At 66.4% G+C, this 20,836-nt stretch carries 22 protein-coding genes; 19 read left to right on the top strand and 3 right to left on the bottom strand.

Translation table 11 applies throughout. The features are described 5' to 3' along the window. The first annotated feature begins 2 nt into the window (after positions 1-2). The 5 genes from LLW23_RS06735 to LLW23_RS06715 are packed head-to-tail and all read left to right on the top strand — an operon-like array spanning position 3 to position 4,480. On the top strand, positions 3-1,547 hold the full coding sequence (locus LLW23_RS06735) for an AMP-binding protein (RefSeq protein ID WP_228947995.1): 1,545 nt from the start codon (positions 3-5) through the stop codon (positions 1,545-1,547). A 20-nt stretch (positions 1,548-1,567) separates the two neighbouring features. Next, positions 1,568-2,386: an SDR family NAD(P)-dependent oxidoreductase gene (locus tag LLW23_RS06730; protein WP_228947994.1), complete on the top strand. Its 819-nt coding sequence runs from the start codon at positions 1,568-1,570 to the stop codon at positions 2,384-2,386. Next, on the top strand, positions 2,383-2,931 hold the full coding sequence (locus tag LLW23_RS06725; protein ID WP_228947993.1) for a VOC family protein: 549 nt from the start codon (positions 2,383-2,385) through the stop codon (positions 2,929-2,931). Before LLW23_RS06730 ends, LLW23_RS06725 begins: the two co-directional genes overlap by 4 nt. Further along, positions 2,928-3,722, top strand: coding sequence for a ThuA domain-containing protein (locus LLW23_RS06720; protein WP_228947992.1), 795 nt, complete (start codon positions 2,928-2,930; stop codon positions 3,720-3,722). Before LLW23_RS06725 ends, LLW23_RS06720 begins: the two co-directional genes overlap by 4 nt. A 2-nt stretch (positions 3,723-3,724) precedes the next feature. After that, positions 3,725-4,480: an SDR family NAD(P)-dependent oxidoreductase gene (locus tag LLW23_RS06715; RefSeq protein WP_228947991.1), complete on the top strand. Its 756-nt coding sequence runs from the start codon at positions 3,725-3,727 to the stop codon at positions 4,478-4,480. A 191-nt stretch (positions 4,481-4,671) separates the two neighbouring features. Here the strand turns inward: LLW23_RS06715 and LLW23_RS06710 are convergent, their stop codons facing one another. After that, positions 4,672-4,986 carry a 2Fe-2S iron-sulfur cluster-binding protein gene (locus tag LLW23_RS06710; protein ID WP_228947990.1) on the bottom strand — a complete coding sequence of 105 codons (315 nt, stop codon included), beginning with the start codon at positions 4,984-4,986 and terminating at the stop codon, positions 4,672-4,674. A 4-nt stretch (positions 4,987-4,990) separates the two neighbouring features. Beyond that, positions 4,991-5,995 (bottom strand): NADP-dependent oxidoreductase, encoded by a 1,005-nt coding sequence (locus LLW23_RS06705; protein ID WP_228947989.1) that lies wholly within the window; start codon positions 5,993-5,995, stop codon positions 4,991-4,993. A 53-nt stretch (positions 5,996-6,048) separates the two neighbouring features. Between LLW23_RS06705 and LLW23_RS06700 the strand changes: the two genes are divergently transcribed. The 7 genes from LLW23_RS06700 (at position 6,049) to LLW23_RS06670 (ending at position 12,020) form a co-directional block, all read left to right on the top strand. After that, positions 6,049-6,807, top strand: a complete 759-nt coding sequence (locus LLW23_RS06700) for a 2-oxo acid dehydrogenase subunit E2 (protein ID WP_228947988.1) — start codon at positions 6,049-6,051, stop codon at positions 6,805-6,807. Between the two features lie 13 nt (positions 6,808-6,820). Then, positions 6,821-8,050: an acyl-CoA dehydrogenase family protein gene (locus LLW23_RS06695; protein ID WP_228947987.1), complete on the top strand. Its 1,230-nt coding sequence runs from the start codon at positions 6,821-6,823 to the stop codon at positions 8,048-8,050. Continuing rightward, the gene (locus tag LLW23_RS06690) at positions 8,047-8,496 is read left to right on the top strand and encodes a Zn-ribbon domain-containing OB-fold protein (RefSeq protein WP_228947986.1); all 450 of its coding nucleotides are present in this window, start codon (positions 8,047-8,049) and stop codon (positions 8,494-8,496) included. Before LLW23_RS06695 ends, LLW23_RS06690 begins: the two co-directional genes overlap by 4 nt. Further along, the gene (locus LLW23_RS06685; protein WP_228947985.1) at positions 8,493-9,635 is read left to right on the top strand and encodes a thiolase family protein; all 1,143 of its coding nucleotides are present in this window, start codon (positions 8,493-8,495) and stop codon (positions 9,633-9,635) included. Before LLW23_RS06690 ends, LLW23_RS06685 begins: the two co-directional genes overlap by 4 nt. A gap of 129 nt (positions 9,636-9,764) precedes the next feature. Beyond that, a complete protein-coding gene (locus LLW23_RS06680) occupies positions 9,765-10,751 on the top strand; it encodes a thiamine pyrophosphate-dependent dehydrogenase E1 component subunit alpha (protein WP_228947984.1) in 987 nt (328 codons plus the stop codon). After that, a complete protein-coding gene (locus tag LLW23_RS06675; RefSeq protein WP_228947983.1) occupies positions 10,748-11,782 on the top strand; it encodes an alpha-ketoacid dehydrogenase subunit beta in 1,035 nt (344 codons plus the stop codon). The genes LLW23_RS06680 and LLW23_RS06675 overlap by 4 nt, the downstream gene beginning before the upstream one ends. A gap of 10 nt (positions 11,783-11,792) precedes the next feature. Continuing rightward, positions 11,793-12,020, top strand: a complete 228-nt coding sequence (locus LLW23_RS06670) for a biotin/lipoyl-containing protein (protein ID WP_228947982.1) — start codon at positions 11,793-11,795, stop codon at positions 12,018-12,020. A 222-nt stretch (positions 12,021-12,242) separates the two neighbouring features. Here LLW23_RS06670 and LLW23_RS06665 read toward each other — a convergent pair whose 3' ends face one another. Further along, a complete protein-coding gene (locus LLW23_RS06665) occupies positions 12,243-13,031 on the bottom strand; it encodes a TetR/AcrR family transcriptional regulator (protein ID WP_228947981.1) in 789 nt (262 codons plus the stop codon). Between the two features lie 147 nt (positions 13,032-13,178). Between LLW23_RS06665 and LLW23_RS06660 the strand changes: the two genes are divergently transcribed. The 7 genes from LLW23_RS06660 (at position 13,179) to LLW23_RS06630 (ending at position 20,806) form a co-directional block, all read left to right on the top strand. Further along, positions 13,179-14,270 carry an acyl-CoA dehydrogenase family protein gene (locus tag LLW23_RS06660; RefSeq protein WP_228947980.1) on the top strand — a complete coding sequence of 364 codons (1,092 nt, stop codon included), beginning with the start codon at positions 13,179-13,181 and terminating at the stop codon, positions 14,268-14,270. A gap of 29 nt (positions 14,271-14,299) precedes the next feature. Beyond that, positions 14,300-15,235 (top strand): SDR family oxidoreductase, encoded by a 936-nt coding sequence (locus LLW23_RS06655; RefSeq protein ID WP_228947979.1) that lies wholly within the window; start codon positions 14,300-14,302, stop codon positions 15,233-15,235. Positions 15,236-15,241: 6 nt separating this feature from the next. After that, positions 15,242-15,646 carry an MAPEG family protein gene (locus tag LLW23_RS06650; protein WP_228947978.1) on the top strand — a complete coding sequence of 135 codons (405 nt, stop codon included), beginning with the start codon at positions 15,242-15,244 and terminating at the stop codon, positions 15,644-15,646. Positions 15,647-15,658: 12 nt separating this feature from the next. Beyond that, positions 15,659-16,273, top strand: a complete 615-nt coding sequence (locus LLW23_RS06645; RefSeq protein WP_228947977.1) for a glutathione S-transferase family protein — start codon at positions 15,659-15,661, stop codon at positions 16,271-16,273. Further along, complete coding sequence (locus LLW23_RS06640) at positions 16,228-16,980, top strand: TetR/AcrR family transcriptional regulator (RefSeq protein ID WP_228947976.1); 753 nt, start codon at positions 16,228-16,230, stop codon at positions 16,978-16,980. The genes LLW23_RS06645 and LLW23_RS06640 overlap by 46 nt, the downstream gene beginning before the upstream one ends. Before the next feature lie 86 nt (positions 16,981-17,066). Continuing rightward, positions 17,067-18,314, top strand: a complete 1,248-nt coding sequence (locus LLW23_RS06635) for a cytochrome P450 (protein WP_228947975.1) — start codon at positions 17,067-17,069, stop codon at positions 18,312-18,314. A gap of 53 nt (positions 18,315-18,367) precedes the next feature. After that, positions 18,368-20,806 carry a TonB-dependent receptor gene (locus LLW23_RS06630; protein WP_228947974.1) on the top strand — a complete coding sequence of 813 codons (2,439 nt, stop codon included), beginning with the start codon at positions 18,368-18,370 and terminating at the stop codon, positions 20,804-20,806. Positions 20,807-20,836: the final 30 nt, after the last annotated feature.

The following is a 20,836-nucleotide window of genomic DNA, read 5'->3' as shown; positions in this document are numbered from 1 at the left end:
CGATGTCGCTTGCCGCCGCCGACCGCGCCCGCACGATGCCGGAAGCGATGGCCGTCACCGATGGCACGCTGACGCTGAGCTGGGCGGCGCTCGACCCGATCGTGAACCGCGCGACCAATGCGCTGCTGGCGGAGGCACTGGGCGATCCGCCGCGGGCGGCGGTGTTCGCGCATAACTCGACCGAGAGCGCACTGGCGTATCTGGCGATGCTGCACGCGGGCGTATCGGGCGTGCCGGCGAACTTTCACCTGACCGCGGACGAGCTGGCGTACATCCTGGGGGATAGCGGGGCGCGGCTGGTGTTCGTCGGGCCGGAAACGGCGGTGACGGGTGTCGCCGCGGCGCGACAGGTGGGGATCGAGCGCGTCGTCGGGTGGCGGTGCGCGGATGTCGATGGGGTGACGCCGTGGGACGACTGGCTCGCCGGCGCGAGCGAGGACGAGCCGCCGACCGACATGCGGCCGCTGCCGTACATGCATTATACGTCGGGGACGACCGGGCGGCCGAAGGGCACCGAGACGCCGCCCAACATGTTTCCGCGCGAGTCGGACGTGGCGGGGCTGTTCCGCGCGCTGGGCGAGCAAGTCGCCGCGGGGGCGCCGGGGCCGATCCTGCTGGTCGGGCCGAACTATCATACCGGGCCGCTCGGCTCGGTGCGGCAGCTGGGTGGCGGGCGGCCGCTCGTCGTGATGCCCAAGTTCGATGCCGAGCAGATCCTGGTCAACATCGACCGCCACCGTGTCGCGACATCGGTGATGGTGCCGACGCATTTCCAGCGGCTGCTCGCGCTGCCCGAAGAGGTGCGGCGCAGATACGACGTCAGCAGCCTGCGGCTCGTGTCGCATACCGGCGCGGCGTGCCCGATCGATGCCAAGCATGCGATGATCGCCTGGTGGGGCCCGGTGCTGCTGGAAGCCTATGGCGCGACCGAGGCGGGATCGACCAACATGATCACCTCGGAGGAATGGCTGCGCAAGCCGGGATCGGTGGGCAAGGCGATGCCGCCGTTCGAGATGGTGGTGGTGGGCGAGGACGGCGCGCGGCTGGGGCCGAACGAGGTGGGCCAGCTGTATTTCCGCGACCCGAGCGGGCGCGGGATCGTCTATCACAACGATCCCGCCAAGACCGCGGCGGCGCATATCGAGCCGGGCGTCTTCACGCTGGGCGAGATCGGTTATGTCGATGACGAAGGCTATGTCTTCATCACCGATCGATCGTCCGACATGATCGTGTCGGGTGGGGTGAACATCTATCCGGCCGAGATCGAGCAGGCACTGATCGCGCATCCGGACGTGGAGGATGTCGCCGTCGTCGGCGTGCCTAGCGCGGACATGGGCGAGGAAGTGAAGGCGCTCGTCGTGCCGCGGCCGGGCGCCAGCGTCACCAGCGCCGACCTCGCCGCCTACGCGCGCGCGACGCTCGCCGGATACAAGCGCCCGCGCAGCATCGACCTGGTCGAGACGGTCGGCCGCAATGCGATGGGCAAGGTGAACAAGCGCGAATTGCGCAAGCCGTTCTGGCCGTCCGACCGAACGATTGGCGGGTAAGCAACATAAAGGAGAGGGATATGGGCAAGCTGGAAGGAAAGCGCGCAGTCGTGCTGGGGGCGGCTGGCAAGGACAATATGGGGCAAGTGATCGCCCGGCGGCTGGTGGCGGAAGGCGCGCACGTGCTGGTCGCGGGGCGCAAGCCGGAGCATCTCGAGGCGTTCGTCGCGGCCAATCCGGGCAAGGGCTTTATGGCGCTGGCCGACATCACCAAGGAAGCCGACAATGATGCGCTCGCAAAGTCGGCGACCGAGCAGATGGGCGGGGTGGACATCGCCATCAACGCATCGGGCTGGGGGCTGCTGAAGCCGTTCCTCGAGACGACCGAGGAGGAATTGCAACAGATCAGCGATCTCCAGTTCAAGGGGCCGTTCCTGTTCTTCCAGTCGATGATCGAAGCGATGAGCGCCAGCGGTTCTGGGGGCGGCTCGCTGATCCAGATCTCGTCGGCGACCGCGACGATCATGCTCAACGACCATGCGGCCTACATGGGGACCAAGGCGGGCACCGATCACGTCATCCGCTGCATCGCCAACGAGTTCGGCGAGCGCGGCATCCGTGCCAATTCGATTTCGCCGGGGCTGACCGAGACGCCGATGACCGCGGCGAACGGCAAGACGCCGGGGCTGTGGGAAGCGTTCGTGCCGAGTTATCCGCTGGGGCGCGTCGGCACGTCGGACGATATCGCCGCAGCGGCGGTGTGGCTGTCGTCGGACGAATGCTTCATGACCGGGCAGAACCTGCAAGTGAACGGCGGGCTGACGTTGCGGCGCAACCCGTGGAAGCACGAGATCCAAAGCGCGGTGATGACGGCGATGCAGGCGCAGGCGGCGGAATGAGCGCACCCGCACCCGCGGACAGCCTCGCCGGCCTGGGGCCGGTGATGCAGCTGTCGTTCTGCCCGGCCGATTACGATGCGGCGCTGGCCTATTGGCTGTCGGTGGGCGCGGGGCCGTTCTTCGAGAACCATCACGTCCAGCTGGAGGATGTGAAGTTTCGCGGGGAGCCGAGCGCGATCGATTTCTCGATGGCGCTCGGATACCTCGGCGACATCCAGATCGAGCTGATCCGCCAGCACAATGACGCGCCCTCGATGTATACCGAGTGGCGTGCCGAGGGGCGCGAGGGCGTTCAGCATATGTGCGTGCTGGTCGACGATATCGAAGAGGCGCGGCGGCGCGTGGCGGCGCAGGGCGGCATCGTGGTGCAGGAAGGCATCCTGCCGGGCGGGATGGGCGCGGTGATCTACGTCGATACCGGCGGCGGGCCGGGGACGATCATGGAATATCTGCAGATCGGCGAGCCGGGACATCAGGGCTTTGCGATGATGCGCGCGGCACATCGCGACTGGGACGGCAGCGATCCGATCAGGGGGCGAGGATGAGCGACACCAAGGCGGCCGGACCAACGGCAGACCAGAAACGCATCGACTGCGTGCTGATCGCGGGCGGGCGGTTCCACGATATCGATTTTGCGCGGCTCGAACTGCTCAAGCTGCTCGCCGAGGACGATCGCATCCGCACGCGCGTATTCGAGGATTTCGAGCAGGTCGACGCGATTCGCGGTTGCGACTTCCTCGTGAGCTATACCTGCGACGTCACGCCGAGCCTGAAGGCGCAGGAAGCGATCCGGGCGTGGGTGGCGGGCGGCGGGCGCTATTATGCGCTGCACGGGACTAATTCGATCCTGCGCTTTCTGGAAAATGGGCTGGTCGATGCGCCCGACTGGGCACCGCATTTCATGGAGACGCTGGGATCGGCCTTTTCCTCGCACCCGCCGATCGAGCCATTCCGCGTCGAGGTGGCCGATGGCTCGCATCCGCTGTCGGCGGGGATCGAGCCGTTCGAGACGACCGACGAGCTGTATCTGAGCCGGCCGCGCGCCGAACTGCACGTGCTGCTCGATACCGAATTCGGCGGCGAGACGCCGGGCTTCGTCGACGCGCACTGGGAGAAGGCGCGGTATCCGATCGTCTATCTGCGCCCGCTGGGTGACGGCGCGGTGCTCTACAACACGTTGGGGCATTGCCGCGGGCATTACGACATCCAGCCGCTGATGGATTTCTGGCCGACGGTCGACCGCTGCTCGTGGGAACTCGACGTCTATTACGAGCTGCTTCGCCGTGGGCTCGCCTGGGCGAAGTACCCCGCCATCACTAAAATGAAGGGAGAATAAGCATGGATCTGGGGCTCAAGGGCAAGAAGGTGATCCTGTCGGGCGGCAGCCGCGGGCTGGGGCGCGCGGCGCTGGAAATCTTTGCGGACGAGGGCGCGGATGTCGCGTTCTTCTCGCGCGATGCGGGGCAGGTGGCCGAGGCGAAGGCGTCGCTGGAGACGCGCGGTGGCAAGGTGATCGCCGACAGCCTCGACATGGCCGGCGGCGGCTATCTCGACTGGTTGAAGAAGGCGGCGGACGAACTGGGCGGGGTGGATATCTTCATCCATAACGTCAGCTCGTCGGGCGCGGGCGGGACGGGCGATTGGGACATGACGTTCCAATATGACGTCAAGGGCGCGGTGGATGGTTGTGCGACGCTACAGCCGTATCTCGAGGCGTCGGAGGCAGGATCGGTGATCCTGATGTCGAGCACCGCGGCGGTCGAGACGTTTATCCAGCCGGCGGCGTTCAACGCGCTGAAGGCGGCGCTGGTTACGTACGGCAAGCAGCTGAGCCAGGCGTGGGGGCCAAAGGGCATCCGCGTGAACATGGTCTCGCCGGGGCCGATCTTTTTCCCGGGCGGCAATTGGTCAAAGATTCAGGCGGGGATGCCCGACTTCTACAAGGGTACCGAGGCGCAGATGGCGATGGGCCGCTTCGGCACCGCGGAGGAAGTGGCGAAGACGGTGGTGTTCCTGGCGAGCCCGGCGTCTTCGTACACGACGGGGACGAATGTTATTATTGATGGGGGGTATACGAAGCGGGTGCAGTTCTGAGGTGATCCTCCCCGCTAAATCCTCCCCAAGCTTTGCTTGGGGAGGGGGACCATCCGCGTAGCGGATGGTGGAGGGGCTGGCTTGGTAGGACGGTTGCGCCAAGCCAGCCCCTCCACCGCTCGCCTGCGGCGAGCGGTCCCCCTCCCCGAGCTTTGCTCAGGGAGGATTTAGAAGGGGAGGATTTAGAAAAGTCAGCGCGGCGCTACGTGGACTACCAGTCCGTCCAGCGCCTGCTTCAGCTTCACCTGGCACGCCAGCCGCGAGGCGGGGTCGCGCAGGTCGACCAGGTCGAGCAATTGCTCCTCCATCGAATTGGGTGGGCCGACGCGGTCGACCCAGGCGGGATCGACGATCACGTGACACGTCGCGCAGGCGCACGCGCCGCCGCATTCGGCGAGGATGCCGGGCACGCCGGCGCGCACCCCGGCTTCCATCAGCGTATAGCCCTCGCGGCTGAAGACGCGCTCGCGGGTGCCGTCCGGCTGGACGAACTCGATATCGATCATGGAGTTAGGTCGGCTCCGCTACCTTGATCAGCAACTTGCCGACATTATCCCCGCGGAACAAGCGCATGAGCGTTTCGGGGGCGTTCTCGAGCCCGTCGACCACTTCGTCGCGCTGCTTGATCCGCCCCTCGGCGAGCCAGGCGCGCAGACGTTCGCGGCCGAGATCGTGGTCGCTGGTGAAATCGGACAAGAGGAAGCCCTCCATCCGCGCGCTTTTGAAGACGATGTTGAAGTAATTGCCCGGGCCGGGCGGCGTGCCTTGTTGCTGGTAGCGCGCGATGCCGCCGCAGATCACGACGCGTGCCTTGTGCGCGATGCGGGCCATCAGATCGTCGAGCATGTCGCCGCCGACATTGTCCCACAAGACGTCGATGCCGCGCGGGGCGAGCTCGCGGATGCGGGGCTTCACCTTTTCGGTCTTGTAGTCGATCGCGTGGTCGAAGCCGAGTTCTTGCGTGAGCCAGCGGCACTTCGTCTCGCCGCCGGCGATGCCGATCACGCGGCAGCCGGCGATCTTGCCGAGCTGGCCGACGATCGACCCGACCGCGCCCGCCGCGCCGTTGACGACGAGCGTGTCGCCGGCGCGCGGCTCGCCGATCCGCGTGAGACCGAAATAGGCGGTGAGCCCGCTCGATCCGAGCAGCCCGAGGTTGAGCCGCGGCGCATCGGGCTCGGGCGGGACGACGCGCTTGCCGGTGGCGGAGACGATCATCTCCTCCGCCCAGCCGAGCGAGCCCTGGATGAGATCGCCGGGCGCAAAGCCGGGGGCGGCGCTTTCGATCACCTGGCCGATTCCGCCGGCGGGCATGATGTCGCCAATCTCGGTCGGCGCGGCATAGCCGCCGGCGTTTTCCATCCAGCCCTTCTGCGCCGGATCGCACGACAGCATCAGCACGCGCACGCGCAATTCACCTTCGGCGAGCGGCGCATCGAGCGGTCGATCGTCGCGCGTATAATCGTCGGCGCGCAGCTCACGGCCGGTCGGCCGGGCGGCAATTCTCCACTGCATGGGGGCTCCGAAAAAAGTTGATGCGTTGTGCAAAATGTTGTGTACCAAGCCCCATGGCGACGCAAGCATCGATCGCGATTCCGTCCGTGAAGGACGAGACGGCGCAAGCGCTGGAGCTGCTGGGGATTGCCCGCGGCCGGTATGATCTCGTTCCGCTCGACGGGGTACGTAAGGTAGTGGCGAAGCGGCTGACCGAGGCGGCGCGCGATATTCCGCATTTCCCGCTGGTGGTGCATCTGGCGGCGCAACCGTTGCTCGATGCGCGCGCGGCGTATGACCCGCAAGAGGCGGGCAAGGTTTCGGTCAACGACCTGCTGATCGCGGCGGTGGCGCGCGCGCTGGTCGCGGTGCCCGAGGTAAATGCGAGCTTCACCGAGCACGGGCTGGTGCGGCATCATCACGCCGATGTCGCGGTGGCGGTGGCGATCCCCGGCGGGCTGATCACGCCGATCGTGCGCGAGGCCGAAACGAAGAGCGTGCGGCAGATCGCGATCGAGGTGCGTGACCTGGCCGATCGGGCGAAGCGCAAGCGGCTGAAGCCCGACGAATATAATGGCGGCAGTTTCTGCGTCTCGAACCTTGGCATGTTCGGCGTGTCGAGCTTCGGATCGATCCTCAATCCGCCGCATGGCGCGATCCTGTCGGTGGGGGCGGTCGAGGAGCGCGTCGTCGCGATCGACGGTGCACCGGGCGTCGCCAAGATGATGACGGTGACGCTGACGTGCGACCATCGCGTGATCGACGGCGCGACCGGCGCACGCTGGCTGCAGGCGCTCGCCGCCGCAGTCGCCGATGCGAGCAGCCTTTCATGATGGACAGCCTATAATGGACATGACCCCGACCGACGCGGATCGCGCTTTCGAACAAGAGGTACGCGATTTCCTCGCGGAAAAGTTCACGCCTGCGCTGCGCGAAGCGTCGGCGAAACAGGCGGGCGTGTTCGCCGAAGGATCGGTGGCGCGCACGTGGCATCGCATCCTGCATGAAAAGGGCTGGATCGCGCCGACGTGGCCGAAGGAATATGGCGGCACCGGCTGGACCGCGATGCAGCGCTATATCTTCGAGCGCGAATGCGGGCTGGCGGGCACGCCGACGCTCCCGGGCATGGGGCTGGCGCTGTGCGGCCCGGTGATCATGGAATTCGGGACGCCCGAGCAGAAGGCGTTCTTCCTGCCCAAGATGCTCTCGGGCGAGCATTATTGGTGCCAGGGCTATTCGGAGCCGGGCTCGGGCTCGGACCTCGCCTCGCTCAAGACGCGCGCGATCCGCGACGGCGATCCCGGATCTGGGTCCGGGACAGGCGATTATGTCGTCAACGGCACGAAGATCTGGACGACGCACGCGCACGAGGCGAACTGGGTGTTCCTGCTGGTGCGCACCGCCAAGGACGGGCCGAAGCAGGCGGGGATCAGTTTCCTGCTGTGCCCGATGGATGCGCCGGGGCTAACCGTGACGCCGATCCGATCGATGTCGGGCGAGCATGAAGTGAACCAGGTGTTCCTCGACAATGTCCGCGTTCCGGTGGCGCATCGCGTGGGCGAGGAGAACCAGGGCTGGACGATCGCGAAATACCTGCTGACGTTCGAGCGTGGCGGCGGATCGGCGGCGGGGCGGCTGAATGCGCAGCTCGCCAAGCTGAAGACGATCGCGCGCGCGCAGCCGGGGGATGGCGGCGGCACGCTTTGGGACGATGCCGGGTTCCGCGAGCGGATCATGCGGCTCGAAACGGAGATCCTGGCGATCGACTGGACCGAGCGGCGGCAGATTGCCACGCGCGCCGCGGGCGAGGTGGGCAACAATACGCTCGCCTCGATCCTGAAGCTGACCGCCAGCGAGGCGACGCAGAAGCTGGCGCAACTCACTTCCGAGGCGCTTGGGCCCTATGCGGCGGCGGACCAGCGGCATGCGCTGGGCGTCGCGGCGAACGAGCCGACGATCGGGCCCGACTACGGGCTGACCGCGACGGCGCGCTACCTCAACACGCGCGCGGCGACGATCTTCGGCGGATCGAGCGAAGTGCAGCGCAACATCATCGCCAAGGGCCTGGGGCTTTGAGCGCGGCGGGAGAGACGACGATGGGACGGCCGGTGGCGGACAATCTGTTTCGGATGGAAGGCGACGAGGTGCGGCTTCTCGCCGGCCGCAAGCGCGCCGACGGGCGGCTGCGCTTCCCTTATCCGCATGGTGCCGATGCTGAGGATTACGATCTGGTCGAGCTGGCGACCGAGGGCAAATTGTGGTCGTACACGGTGCAGCGTTTCCGCCCGAAGACGCCGTTCAACGGCGATGGCGATGATCGCAACTTCAAGCCCTATGGCGTCGGCTATGTCGAGCTGCCGGGGCAGCTGATCGTCGAATCGCGGCTGGTGGCGGACGATCTCACCTCGCTGACGATCGGGGAGCCGATGCGGCTGACCACCGAGGCCTATCGCACCGACGATACGGGCGAACCCGTGATCACTTATGCTTTCACCCCCATTCGCGAAGGAGCAACGGCATGACGGACGTGCAGATCGTCGGGGCGGGGATCCACCCGTTCGGGCGCACCGACGGGCGCAGCGGGCTGGATCAGGGAGTCTTCGCGATCCGCGAGGCGCTGGCCGACGCCGGGCTCGACTGGGAAGACATGGAATTCGCTTATGGCGGATCGTCGGCAGCGGGCGCGGCGGATGCGGTGCTGCCGCGGCTGGGGCTGACGGGGATTCCGTTCATCAACGTCAACAATGGCTGCGCGACGGGCGGATCGGCGCTGCTGTCAGGCTATTCGGCGATCAAGTCGGGCGAGTTCGAGCTTGGCATCGTGGTCGGGTTCGACAAGCATCCGCGCGGCGCGTTCAACGCCGATCCCGAAGCGTCGGGCCTGCCGCGCTGGTATGGCGAGACGGGGATGATGCTGACGACGCAATTCTTCGCCAACAAGATCACGCGCTACATGGCGCTGCACGGCATCACCTCCGAAACGCTCGGGCGGGTCGCGGAAAAGGCGTTCGAGAACGGCACGCGCACGCCGCACGCGTGGCGCCGCTCGCCGGTCGATCTCGAGACGATCATGAACGCGCAGATGGTGTCCGACCCGCTGACCAAATACATGTTCTGCTCGCCGGCGGAGGGCGGCACCGCACTGATCCTCGCCTCCGAAAAGAAGGCGCGCGAGCTGGGCCTCAGCGGCCCGAAGGTGCGCGGCGCGGCGATCCGCACGCGGCCGCTGGGCAGCTTCGAGGTGTTCGCGCCGTCGCTCGAGATCGAGCGCGGCAAGTCGGCGGTCGAGCTGGCGTCGGCGGCGGCCTGGGCGATGGCGGGCGTTGGGCCGGAGGATGTCGATGTCGCGCAGCTGCAGGATACCGAGAGCGGCGCCGAGATCATGCACATGGCCGAGAACGGCTTCTGCAAGGACGGCGAGCAGGAAGCGATGATCGCCAATGGCGACACGCGGATCGGCGGGCGGCTGCCGGTGAACACCGACGGCGGATGCCTCGCGTGCGGCGAGCCGATCGGCGCATCGGGCCTGCGGCAGATCTACGAGAATACGCAGCAGCTGCGCGACCGCGCGGATGGCCGGCAAGTCGAGGGTGCGCGGATCGGATATAGCCAGGTTTATGGTGCGCCGGGGCTTTCGGGGTGCGTGGTGCTGGAGCGGTAACCTGCCCTCACCCTTCCCACCCGGCTGACGCCGGGCGGGCCCCTTCCCTCTCCCGCCGGGAAAGGGAGGGAGCGCCGAAGGCGCGGAAGGGTGAGGGCGATCAACTAAACTACCCTTGGGAGGGGAAATATGGCTGAGACGCAATCAGGGCCGGATCGCGAGACCCTGCTCGATATCTATCGGCGCGCGATGCTGATCCATCGCAGCGACGAGCGGTTTCGCGCGCTGCTGACACAGGGCAAGCTCGCGATCGTCTATTATCCGGTGCGCGGGCAGGAAGTCGTCTCGGCGGCGATGATGGCGGCGCTGAACCAGGACGATTATCTCGTCACCACGTATCGCGGCGTCGCTGACCAGCTCGCCAAGGGCATCCCATCGAAGCTGCTGTGGGCCGAATTCACCGGGCGCGTGACGGGGACGTGCAAGGGCAAGGGCGGCCCGATGCACATCACGCATCCCGAAACGGGCGTGATGGTGACGACCGGCGTGGTCGGATCGGGGCTGCCGATCGCCAACGGGCTCGGCATTGCCTCGCAGAACCGCGGCGACGGCAAGGTGACGGTGGTGTGCTTTGGTGACGGCGCATCGAACATCGGCGCGTTCCACGAAGCGATGAACATGGCGCAGCTCTACAAGCTGCCGGTGATCTTCCTGTGTTCGAACAACAAGTTCGGCGAGCATACCGCGTTTGCGGCGCATACCGACAGCGAGTCGATCGTCAGCCGTGCGGCCGGCTATGGCATGCGCGGCGTGCAGTGCGACGGCAATGACGCGGTCGACATGTACAATACCGCCAAGGCAGCGGTGGATCGCGCGCGCGCCGGCGAGGGGCCGACGCTGATCGAGGCGATGACGTTCCGGATGCTCGGGCATCTGTTCGGCGCGGACTTCAGCTACGTTCCCAAGGAAGTGGCGGAGCAGGGCGTGCGCGAGGATCCGATCCCGCGCTTCCGCCAGCATCTGCTCGACCTCCAGGTGAGCGAGAGCGAACTCGACGCGATTGTCGCCGGGATCGAGGCGGAGATCGACGAGGCGGTCGCCTTCGCGCTGGAGAGCCCGTTCCCTGAAGTGGACGAGCTCAGGATCGATGTCGTCAAGGAGGAGATCGCGGCATGAACGCGCCAGCAGAAGTGACGGAAGCTCCGGTGAAGGTTGCCAAGATCAACTTCATCCAGGGGCTGCACCAAGCGCTCGACGAGGCGATGGCGGCGGACGAGAATGTCATCGCGCTGGGCGAAGACATCGGGGACGCGCAGGGCGGCGGCATCTTCAAGGTTACCAAGGGGCTGACTGAGAAATACGGCACCAACCGCATCCGATCGACGCCGATTTCCGAACAGGCGATCATCGGCGCGGCGGTGGGCGCGGCAATCGTCGGCCTCAGGCCAGTGGCCGAGATCATGCTGATGAACTTCGTGACGGTGGCGATGGACCAGATCGTCAACCATGCCGCCAAGTTGCGCTTCATGTCCGGCGGGCAGACGCATGTGCCGCTGGTGATCCGCACCACGACCGGCGCTGGCGTCGGCTTTGGCGGGCAGCATTCGGACATGCTCGAGGCATGGTTCGCGCATGTGCCGGGGCTGAAGATCGTGATGGCGTCGAACCCGGCGGACGCGAAGGGGCTGCTGGCGTCGGCGATCGAGGATGACGATCCCGTCATCATGATCGAGAACATCAAGGCCTATGGCCAGATGGGGGCTGCGCCCGAGCCGGGGTACCGTGTGCCGCTCGGCAAGGCGGCGATCGCGCGCGAGGGATCCGACGTGACGATCATCGCCTATGGCCCGGCGGTGAACGATGCGCTGGCGGTGGCGGAGCGGCTGGCGGGCGATGGCGTGTCGGCCGAAGTGGTCGACCTGCGCACGATCGCGCCGTTCGACGAGGCGACGGTGTTCGCTTCGGTCGGCAAGACGAGGCGCGCGGTGGTCGTCCACGAGGCGGTGAAGGCCTATGGCACCGGCGCCGAGATCGCATCGCGGATCACCGAGGAATTGTGGGACACGCTGAAGGCGCCGGTCGCGCGGGTGGGTTCGACCTATTCGCCGGTGCCGTTTTCGCCGCCGCTCGAGAAGGCGTGGATCTACAGCCAGGATCAGATTGCCGCGGCGGTGCGCGGCACGATCGATCGCCGCGCGCGCGGCTGAAAGGGGCACAATGGCCGATATCTCGATACCCAAGCTCGGCATGAGCATGACCGAAGCGACGCTGGTGGAGTGGCTCGTCGAGGATGGCGGCCAAGTGACCGAGGGACAGGATTTGTACGCGGTCGAGACCGACAAGAGCGTGCAGGAGGTGCAATCGCCGGTGTCGGGCACGCTGACGATCATCGCCGAGCCGGGCGAGGTTTATGAAGTGGGGCATTTGATTGCGCGGGTGGAGTAGGGTTCGCTTCCTGCGTGAGGAGGGCCAGAGGGCTATCTCCAGGCGAGAGAAATGATTGGGACGGCAGGTCATCGATCCGTCATGCCGGGCTAGTCCCGGCATCCACCGTGCCGCGCCTCCAGCGGCGGCGGGGTTCTGGGACGGGTGGATGCCGGGACGAGCCCGGCATGACGGAGGAGGTGGGTCGAGCCGCCCGCCCGTCTCGCGATCGAAGGGAAGCGCCTACTCCGCCTTCTTCTTCCGTTTCTTCGGGGCTTCCTTCACCACTTCGGGTTCGCGCGGGCGCTGGGGTGGATCGGCGATCGGGCTGACGATCGCGGTGACGTCGCCGGTGTTCCGGATCGCCGTCAGATATTCCGCGGCTTCCTCGGCCAGCGTGCCGTGGACCACGCCGATCAGGAGAAGCAGCATGTTCTCGGCCAGCCGCGGGAGATATTCCTCGTCGGTCAGCCGGCCGAGGCACCAATCGTTGATCGTGGCATATTGCACGTTCGCCATCGAGTGACCGAAGTGATCGAGATCGATCCAGGGGTGGATATCGGCGCGGCGTTTCGCGAACCATTCGCCATTGCCGCGCAACGACATGTCCTGCAGCGTACCCCAGACGTCGCGCGGCGTGGTGGGCGCGAAATAGATTGCGCACACCGCCTTGGTATAGTTGCGGACGCGGAAGTTGCGGCGGTTGATCGCGATCGTGCGCGACAGCCACCCCTGCAGCGATTCGCGATCGGTGCCGGTGAGGACATAGGCCTGGAATTCGTCGAACGCCTCGCGGATGGCGAGCGCGATCAGGCGATCCTTGTTCTGAAAGGCGTTGTAGAGCGTGCGCTGCGCCACGCCTGCGTGCTGGCACAATTTGCGGATGCTGAACCCGTCGAGGCCGCCTTCCGCGATCATGTGCCGCGCTTCCTTCAGCAGGCGCCGGCGCCGCGCGAGGATCATCGGGCTGAAATAGAGCAGCGGCTTATCGGGATGCGGCGAGAGTTCTCCTGCGCCAAAGGATGTAGCCATAAACGTCCGAACCATGCGAGCCGCGGGAGCGGTATCAGGAAAATAGCGTGGCGCAGGTGACTGCGGAGCGCAACGGGGCACATTACAAACTTGCAAAAAGAGGAGCCCCGCATAAAAGTAGCGCGCGAGACATTTTTGGGGGCAGTCTTGAACTTTCAATTGACGGACGAGCAGAAGCTTCTGCGTGAGTCCCTCGTCGGGTTTTTGCAGAAGCGGTATGATTTCGATGCGCGGCGTGCGGCCGCGGCGAACGGTGGATGGCGGCCGGAGATTTGGGCCGGGTTCGCCGATGATTTAGGGCTGTTCGGCGCCGCACTGTCGGAAGCCGAGGGCGGCTTTGGTGGCGGCGCGGTCGAGACGATGCTGATCGCGGAGGAGCTCGGCCGCGCACTGGTGATGGAGCCGTATCTCGAAAGCGTAGTGGTGGCGAACGCGCTGCTGCGCGGCACCGACGCTGCTGACCTGCGCGAGGGGATCGTGGCGGGAACGGCGCTCGTGGTGCCGGCGCTGTACGAGACGGGCGGGCGGTTCGAGCCTAGCGTCGTCACTGTGCGCGCGAGCGGTGACGGGCCTGTGCTCGACGGCGAGAAATCGGTGGTCGCGGCGGCGCCGATCGCGACTCACTTGCTGGTATCGGCGCGCGAGGAGGCGGGCGTGTCGCTGTTCCTGGTCGATGCGAAGGCGGCGGGGGTGTCGCGGCGCGACTTCAGCCTGATCGACGGCAAGCCGGCGTCCGACGTTACGTTCGCCGCCGCGCCCGCGACGCGGATCGGCGAGCCCGGCACGGCGCTGCCGCGGATCGAGCGCGGGATCGACGAGGGGATTGCGGCGCTGTGCAGCGAGGCGGTCGGCGTGATCGATGCGATGCTGGCGCGGACGGTCGACTATACCAAGCAGCGCGAGCAATTCGGCGTCGCGATCGCGAGCTTCCAGGCGCTCCAGCACCGCATGGCGGACATGGCGACGCTGCTCGAACGCGCGCGATCGATGAGCGTGATGGCGACGCTGTCGCTCGGCCTGCCGGTGGGCGAGCGGCGCCGCGCGGTCTCTGCCGCCAAGGCATTCGTGGGGGATACGCTGAAGTCGGTCGGCGAGGCGGCGATCCAGTTGCACGGCGGCATCGGCACGACCGACGACATCGCGGTGTCGCACTATTTCAAACGCGCCACCGTGATGCAGAGCCAGTTCGGCACCGCGGCCTATCACCTCAAGCGCATGGGTGACGCTGACGCAATTTGACGACAGGAAACACGATAGGGAGAGGGACGATGCGGACAGTCGCAGTGGTCGGCGCGAGCGGCCGGCAGGGAGGCGCGCAGGTGCGCCACTTGGTCAAGGCGGGGTTCGCGGTGCGGGCGCTGTCGCGCAGCCCCGACCCTTTCTATGGCGAGGGCACGCCCGACAATGTCGAGGTGGTGCCGGCGGACCTATACGATCACGAGTCGCTCGTCAGCGCCTTTTCGGGTGCGGAAGCGGTGTTCCATACCCACCCGCTGCGCGCGCGTTCCGATCGTGCGCAGCTCGCGCATGCGGTGGGCACCGCGGCGAAGGAGGCGGGTGTCACGCGGGTGGTGTGGAATACGTCGAGCTGGATTCCCGACCAGCCCGGCGACGCCTTCACTTATGCCGGCAATACGGCGGGGCTGAATGCGCTGTTCCGCACCGGTGTGGGCGCGACGGTGTTCGGTTCGGTGCTGTTCATGGACAATCTGCTGACCAACTGGGCGCGGCCATTCATCGTCAACGAAGGGCGGTTCGTTTACGCGCACAAGGAGACGACCGAGGCGAACTGGATCAGCCTGGACGATGTCGCGCGGATCATGATCCATTCGCTCGACCGGCCCGACATGGAAGGCGCCTGGATCAATATCGGCGGGCCTGAGCGGCTGCGGCCGGCGCAGCTTGCGTCGGCGCTGAGCGAGGTTCTCGGGCGGGAGATCGTCTATGACGGGTGCAGCCCGGCGGAGTTCGGCCGCCACCTCGTCAACGCTTATGGCGACGCGATGGACAAGGAAGAGGGCGACGCGATGGCCGAGGGGATCGGTCAATTCTACGAATATAACGTCAACGCGCCGACGCGGCCGTTCGAGGTGGACGAGGCGGAAATGGCGCGGCGCATCCCGATCGAGCTGGAGACCTTTGCCGAGTGGGCGAAGCGGCAGGATTGGCGCAACAGCAATGCGCCGCGCCCGCCCGCCGGCTGAGCCGCAATGCTGACGCCGGACTATTGGTGGGTGACGCTGGTCAGCGGGCTGGCGCTCCTCACCTATTATTTCACGCTGCTGGTCGCCGGGATCGCGCGTGTGCGCTTCAAGGTGCCAGCGCCGTCGCACGATGGGCCGGAGGATTATATCCGCCGGGTGCGCGCGCACCAGAACACGCTGGAGCATCTGGTGCTGTTCCTGCCGGGCATGTGGCTGTTCGCGCTAACCGTCTCGCCATTATGGGCGGCGGCGATCGGGGCGATCTGGCCGCCGGCGCGGCTCGCTTATGCGATCGGATACCATCGCGCGGCGGAGAAGCGGCGGATCGGCATCTATGCCAGCATGCCGCCGATCTATATCTTCGTGCTGGGGACGATCATCGGATCGATCGTCCATCTGATACGACTTTAGGGGAGAGACTGCATGATCCTGTACGATTCGATCGGGCCGAATCCGCGCGTGGTGACGATGTTCGTGGCCGAGAAGGGGCTGACCATCGAGAAGCGGATGCTGGACATCGTGAAGGGCGAGAATCGCAGCGGCTCGTATCTCGACGTGCGCCGCGCGGGCACGACGCCGGCGCTGGTGCTCGACGACGGCAGCACGCTGTGCGAGACGATTGCGATCTGCGAATATCTCGACGAAGTGCACCCCGAGCCGGCGCTGATCGGCACGACGCCGAAGGAGCGCGCGGAAACGCGCATGTGGGTGCGGCGGATCGACCTGACCGTCACCGAGCCGATGACGACGGGCTTTCGCGCCGCGGAGGGCCGTCCGATGTTCGAGCCGCGGATGCGCGTGATCCGCGCCGACGCAGCGGACGACCTGAAGGCGCTCGCGAAGGACGGGCTCACGGCGATCGAGGCCGAAATGGGCGATCAGTGGATCGTCGGCGACCGCTTCACGCTGGCCGATATCGCGCTGTTCGCGTTCATCGAGTTCGGCGCGATGGTCGGGCAGCCAATGCCCGGTGACCTGCCAAAGCTGGCCGCATGGCGCGAGCGCGTCGCGGCACGGCCAAGCGCAACCGCGGGATGAGCGCAACCGGCCGGGGCGCGGCGGCGGAGGCGCGCACCGGCTGGTCGCAGCAGACGCGGCTGCGGGGCCGGTCACCGCAGACACGGCTGCGGCTGATCCGGGCGGCGGAGCGGTTGTTCGCGCATCACGACATCGATGGGGTGTCGCTGCGCCAGATCTGCGCCGCCGCCGGGCAGCGCAACACCAATGCGGTGCGCTATCACTTCGGTGACAAGGAGCGGCTGATCGAGGCGATCTTCGAGCACCGGCAAAGCGAGATGGAGCCGGTGCGCGCCGCGATGCTCGCGCGCGTGCCGCCGGAAGGGCCCGAGCCCGATCCACCCGAGACGATCGACGCGCTGCTCGCGATCGTCATTCGCCCGCCGCTGATGATCGCCGATCCCGAAGATCGGTACAATTACGTCAAGCTGCTCGCGTCGTATCTTAATCGGCACCGCGACAGCGGACTGCGCCATCCGCTCGACTATGCCCCGGCGCTGCTGCCGTCGCTGATCGCGGCGCACCAGCGGCTGTTCCGCGCCTGCGGGCTGCCGCGCGCGATCTTCGACCTGCGAATCCAGATGGTGGCGGGGCTCGCGCTGCAGGCGGTGATCCAGCGGCGGGCGCGGCTGGCGGCGGGGCTGGCGTGTCCGCCCGAGGACGTGGTGACCGACGAGGCGATGGTGATCGCGGGAGCAGCGATGAAGGCACCCGTGGCCAATCGGTAACACGCGCGCGAATTTTAAATTACCGCAGTCGATACATATTGCGACACGTTGCATAAAGTGCTTCTTCCCCAACCAAGGAGAGGGGAATGGCAACAGCCGCAACACTTCCGGATTTCTTCGAGCCGCATGTGCTCGAGGAGCCGTTCGACTGGTATCAGCAGGCGCTGGCGCGCGGGCCGATCACCAAGGCAGGCGGTGGCACCGTCCACCTCGTGCTCTCGCACAAACTCGTGTCGGACGCGGCCGGGCGGCACGCAGACTTCTCGAGTGATTTCGGCGGGATGATGCAAGGCGCGCGGGGTGGCGATGCCGAAATCAGCGCGATCGAGGCGGAGGGCTGGCCAGCCGTCAACACCATGCTGACCGCCGATCCGCCGGTCCACACCCGCTTCCGCAAGCTCGTCAATCTCGCCTTCTCGATGCCGCGCGTGAACGCGATGGAGGCGGAGATCCGCGAGATCGTCGATGGCTTGCTCGATCGGCTCGACGGGCGCGATGTGATCGAGCTGGTGCATGAGTTTGCGGTGCCGCTGCCCGTGATCGTGATCGCGCGGCAAATCGGCATGGTCGACGCCATCGATGATGTGAAACGCTGGTCCGACGGCTTTGCCGACCGGCTCGGCGGGATGGCCGATCGCGCGCGCGAGCTCGAGTGTGCGCGGCTAATCGTCGAGTTCCAGCAGGCGGTGAAGCGCCGGATCGATATGCGGCGCGACGGCCAGGGCCCGGATGATCTGCTCGGCGCGATCGTCAACGCGCGGATCGATGGCGAGCGGCCGCTCGACGACGCCGAGATCATGTCGGTGGTACAGCAATTGATGGTTGCCGGCAACGAAACGACCACCTCGACGCTTGCCGGCGGGCTGCTGCTGCTGATCCGAAATCCCGATCAACTTGCGAAGGTGCAGGCGAACCCTGCGCTGATCCCCAATATGGTCGAGGAGATGCTGCGGCTGCTGTCTCCGACCGCCGGGCTGTGGCGGGTCGCGGCGCACGATACCGAGCTTGGCGGCACGCCGATCGCGAAGGGGCAGATGTTGATGCTGCGCTTTGCCGCGGCGAACCGCGATCCGGACTATTTTCCCGAGCCCGACCGGTTCGATGTCGAGCGCAAGAATGCGCGAAGCCATCTCGCGTTCGGTCGCGGCATCCACATGTGCGTGGGCAACATGCTCTCGCGAAAGGAGCTGGCGGTGGCGTTCGAGCGGTTGCTCGCTCGCTACGACCGGTTCGAACTGCCCGAGGGACTCAACGATTTCCGCCACGCGCCCAACCGGCTGCTGCGCGGCCTGATCAAGCTCAACGTGACGATGCACGGCCGAACACCCGCCTGAGAAGCGGGGCGGCCGAAGCAAGACGCCCGAACGGGCGACCAAGGGAGGATGCGATGACGAACGGCATGATGTCGGCGCTGCGGCTGTCGACAAGCGGATTGATGCTGGCGGCGGCACTGTGTGCCGCGCCTGCGCTGGCGCAAGTGGCACCCGGCGAGACGGCGACCGAGCCGCAGGGATCGCCGACGGAAGCGGGCATCGCGGCGGGCGATCTGCAGCGTGGCACCGCCGAAGAGATCATCGTCACGGCGCGGCGCCGCAACGAGACATTGCTCAACGTGCCGGTGGCGATAACGGCGCTCGCCTCGGAGGATCTGCAGCGATATGCCGCCAACGACCTCAGCAAGATCGGGCAGCTGATCCCGCAAGTGCAGATCGTGCGATCGGGCGCGGGCACCGGCGGCAGCTTCACGATCCGCGGCATCGGATCGTCGGCGGGCGATGCGGGCATCGAGCAGACCGTGTCGGTCAACATCGACGGTATCCAGATCAGCCGCGGGCGCGCGGTGCTGCAATCCTTCTTCGATGTCGAGCAGGTGGAAGTGCTGAAGGGGCCGCAGGCGCTGTTCTTCGGCAAGAACAGCCCCGGCGGCGTGATCTCGGTGCGGACGGCGGGGCCGACCTCGACGTTCGAGGGCTATGCGCGCGGCGGCTACGAATTCGAGGCCGACGAGCGCTATATCGAGGGCGCCGTCGGCGGGCCGATCAGCGATACGCTGGGGTTCCGATTGGCGGCGCGCGCGAGTGCGATGGAGGGATGGGTCGTCAACACCGCGCCGGCGCGCGCCAACCCGCTCGAGCCGAACTTCCCGCTTCCCGCGGGGAACCGTCGCCAGCCGGGCGGCGAGGCCTATGCCGGCCGCCTGACGATGGTGTGGCGGCCGAGCGACGCGTTCGACCTGACTGCCAAGCTGTTCGGCAATTACTCCAAGGAGAATGCCGAGAGCATCGCCGAAGTGGTGTGCAGCAATCCGAATGCGCTGCCGACGACGCTGGGCATTCCCGATACGTTCGGTGACTGCCGGCTGGACGGGCGGCGTTCATCGACCAACGCGCCGAACAATCCCGAGCTGCTGAATCCGTGGCCGGGCGCGCCCGACGATGGCAAGCATTATGCGCGATTCCGCGGCATCTATGGATCGATCACGGCCAATTATCGCACCGGGCCGATCACGCTGACGTCGGTCAGCGGGGTTTACGATTACAAGGTAAATACTTGGGACAACTTCGATTATACCTCGATCGGCCTCGTACAGAGCGTCAATGACGATGCCTATCGTTCGATCAGCCAGGAATTCCGCGTCATTTCGGATTTCGATTCACCGCTCAATTTCGTGGTCGGCGGGTTCTACGAGAATGTGCGGCGCGATCAGGAGACCAACGGCCGCGTCGCGCCGCTCGGCGCCGATCCGCGCAACGGGAAGTATGAAACGTGGAACCGCCCGGCGAACAACAAGGGCGATACGTATTCGGGCTTTGGCCAGTTGATCTACAAGTTCGGTGAGGCGGTCGAGCTCGCCGGCGGCGTGCGCTGGACGCACGAGCGCAAGACGATCGACATGCGGCACACCTTCCTGCATTCGCGCTTCCCGCCGGGTGTCTTCCTGGCCGAAGGCACCGTCGTGGCGGGCACGTTCAAGGACACCAATTGGTCCCCCGAGGCGACGCTGACCTGGCACCCGACGCCGCAGACGACGCTCTATGCCGCGTACAAGACGGGGTATAAATCGGGCGGCTTCTCCAACCCGTCGGCGCTGTCGGCGAACTATGCCGACATCAACCAGACGCGGTTCGGATCGGAAACGGCGGAAGGCGGCGAGATCGGATTCAAGGGATCGTTCGCGAACGGGCGCATCTCGATCAACGCGGCGGTCTATCGCTACGATTTCGACGGGCTGCAGCTTTCCTCGTTCAACGCGGACACGACCACTTTCACGATCCGCAACGCCGCGCAGGCGCGGACCACCGGCTTCGAGGTGGAGACGAACGTGCGCGTGACCGACGCATTCAGCGTGCGCAGCGCGATCGGCTACAATGCCGCGCGGTATCTGAGCTTTCCGACCTCGTCCTGCTATTTCCTGCAGACCGCGGCGCAGGGCTGCGTCGGCGGGGTGCAGGATCTGACCAATCGGCAGTTGGTGCGCGCACCGGACTGGTCGCTCAACGCTGGCGCCACCTATGACGTGCCGCTGAGCAACAATATCGCCTTCGGCATCACGGGCGACACCAAGTTCACCGACGATTATTATACGCAGGAGAACCTCAACCCACTGGCCTTGCAGCGCGCGTTCTGGCTGTTCAACGCAAGCGCGCGGCTTCACGAAATCGACGACAAGTGGGAGCTGGCGGTGATCGGCCGCAACCTCGGCAACCAGCGCTACGGCATCTCGTCGGCGGACAAGCCGCTCGCGACGCCGACGACGCTGAACCAGATCAGCCAGCAGCCGGCGCGCACGCGCGAGATCATCGTGCAGGCGACGGTGCGCTTCTGAGCGGAGGGCCGCGGCTGAGCGGAGGGCCAG

The sequence above is a fragment of the Sphingomonas radiodurans genome (assembly GCF_020866845.1).
GTDB classification, from domain to species: Bacteria; Pseudomonadota; Alphaproteobacteria; order Sphingomonadales; family Sphingomonadaceae; genus Sphingomonas; species Sphingomonas radiodurans.
The sequence above is the reverse complement of the archived record's forward strand: the minus strand, read 5'-3'. Positions and strand labels throughout refer to the sequence as shown.

What these genes read in the sequence shown, in the direction of transcription:
- LLW23_RS06735 (WP_228947995.1), top strand. Translation starts at nt 3, where the DNA reads ATGTCGCTTGCCGCCGCCGACCGCGCCCGCACGATGCCGGAAGCGATG.
- LLW23_RS06730 (WP_228947994.1), top strand. Translation starts at nt 1,568, where the DNA reads ATGGGCAAGCTGGAAGGAAAGCGCGCAGTCGTGCTGGGGGCGGCTGGC.
- LLW23_RS06725 (WP_228947993.1), top strand. Translation starts at nt 2,383, where the DNA reads ATGAGCGCACCCGCACCCGCGGACAGCCTCGCCGGCCTGGGGCCGGTG.
- LLW23_RS06720 (WP_228947992.1), top strand. Translation starts at nt 2,928, where the DNA reads ATGAGCGACACCAAGGCGGCCGGACCAACGGCAGACCAGAAACGCATC.
- LLW23_RS06715 (WP_228947991.1), top strand. Translation starts at nt 3,725, where the DNA reads ATGGATCTGGGGCTCAAGGGCAAGAAGGTGATCCTGTCGGGCGGCAGC.
- LLW23_RS06710 (WP_228947990.1), bottom strand. Translation starts at nt 4,986, where the DNA reads ATGATCGATATCGAGTTCGTCCAGCCGGACGGCACCCGCGAGCGCGTC.
- LLW23_RS06705 (WP_228947989.1), bottom strand. Translation starts at nt 5,995, where the DNA reads ATGCAGTGGAGAATTGCCGCCCGGCCGACCGGCCGTGAGCTGCGCGCC.
- LLW23_RS06700 (WP_228947988.1), top strand. Translation starts at nt 6,049, where the DNA reads ATGGCGACGCAAGCATCGATCGCGATTCCGTCCGTGAAGGACGAGACG.
- LLW23_RS06695 (WP_228947987.1), top strand. Translation starts at nt 6,821, where the DNA reads ATGGACATGACCCCGACCGACGCGGATCGCGCTTTCGAACAAGAGGTA.
- LLW23_RS06685 (WP_228947985.1), top strand. Translation starts at nt 8,493, where the DNA reads ATGACGGACGTGCAGATCGTCGGGGCGGGGATCCACCCGTTCGGGCGC.
- LLW23_RS06680 (WP_228947984.1), top strand. Translation starts at nt 9,765, where the DNA reads ATGGCTGAGACGCAATCAGGGCCGGATCGCGAGACCCTGCTCGATATC.
- LLW23_RS06675 (WP_228947983.1), top strand. Translation starts at nt 10,748, where the DNA reads ATGAACGCGCCAGCAGAAGTGACGGAAGCTCCGGTGAAGGTTGCCAAG.
- LLW23_RS06670 (WP_228947982.1), top strand. Translation starts at nt 11,793, where the DNA reads ATGGCCGATATCTCGATACCCAAGCTCGGCATGAGCATGACCGAAGCG.
- LLW23_RS06665 (WP_228947981.1), bottom strand. Translation starts at nt 13,031, where the DNA reads ATGGCTACATCCTTTGGCGCAGGAGAACTCTCGCCGCATCCCGATAAG.
- LLW23_RS06655 (WP_228947979.1), top strand. Translation starts at nt 14,300, where the DNA reads ATGCGGACAGTCGCAGTGGTCGGCGCGAGCGGCCGGCAGGGAGGCGCG.
- LLW23_RS06650 (WP_228947978.1), top strand. Translation starts at nt 15,242, where the DNA reads ATGCTGACGCCGGACTATTGGTGGGTGACGCTGGTCAGCGGGCTGGCG.
- LLW23_RS06645 (WP_228947977.1), top strand. Translation starts at nt 15,659, where the DNA reads ATGATCCTGTACGATTCGATCGGGCCGAATCCGCGCGTGGTGACGATG.
- LLW23_RS06640 (WP_228947976.1), top strand. Translation starts at nt 16,228, where the DNA reads ATGGCGCGAGCGCGTCGCGGCACGGCCAAGCGCAACCGCGGGATGAGC.
- LLW23_RS06635 (WP_228947975.1), top strand. Translation starts at nt 17,067, where the DNA reads ATGGCAACAGCCGCAACACTTCCGGATTTCTTCGAGCCGCATGTGCTC.
- LLW23_RS06630 (WP_228947974.1), top strand. Translation starts at nt 18,368, where the DNA reads ATGACGAACGGCATGATGTCGGCGCTGCGGCTGTCGACAAGCGGATTG.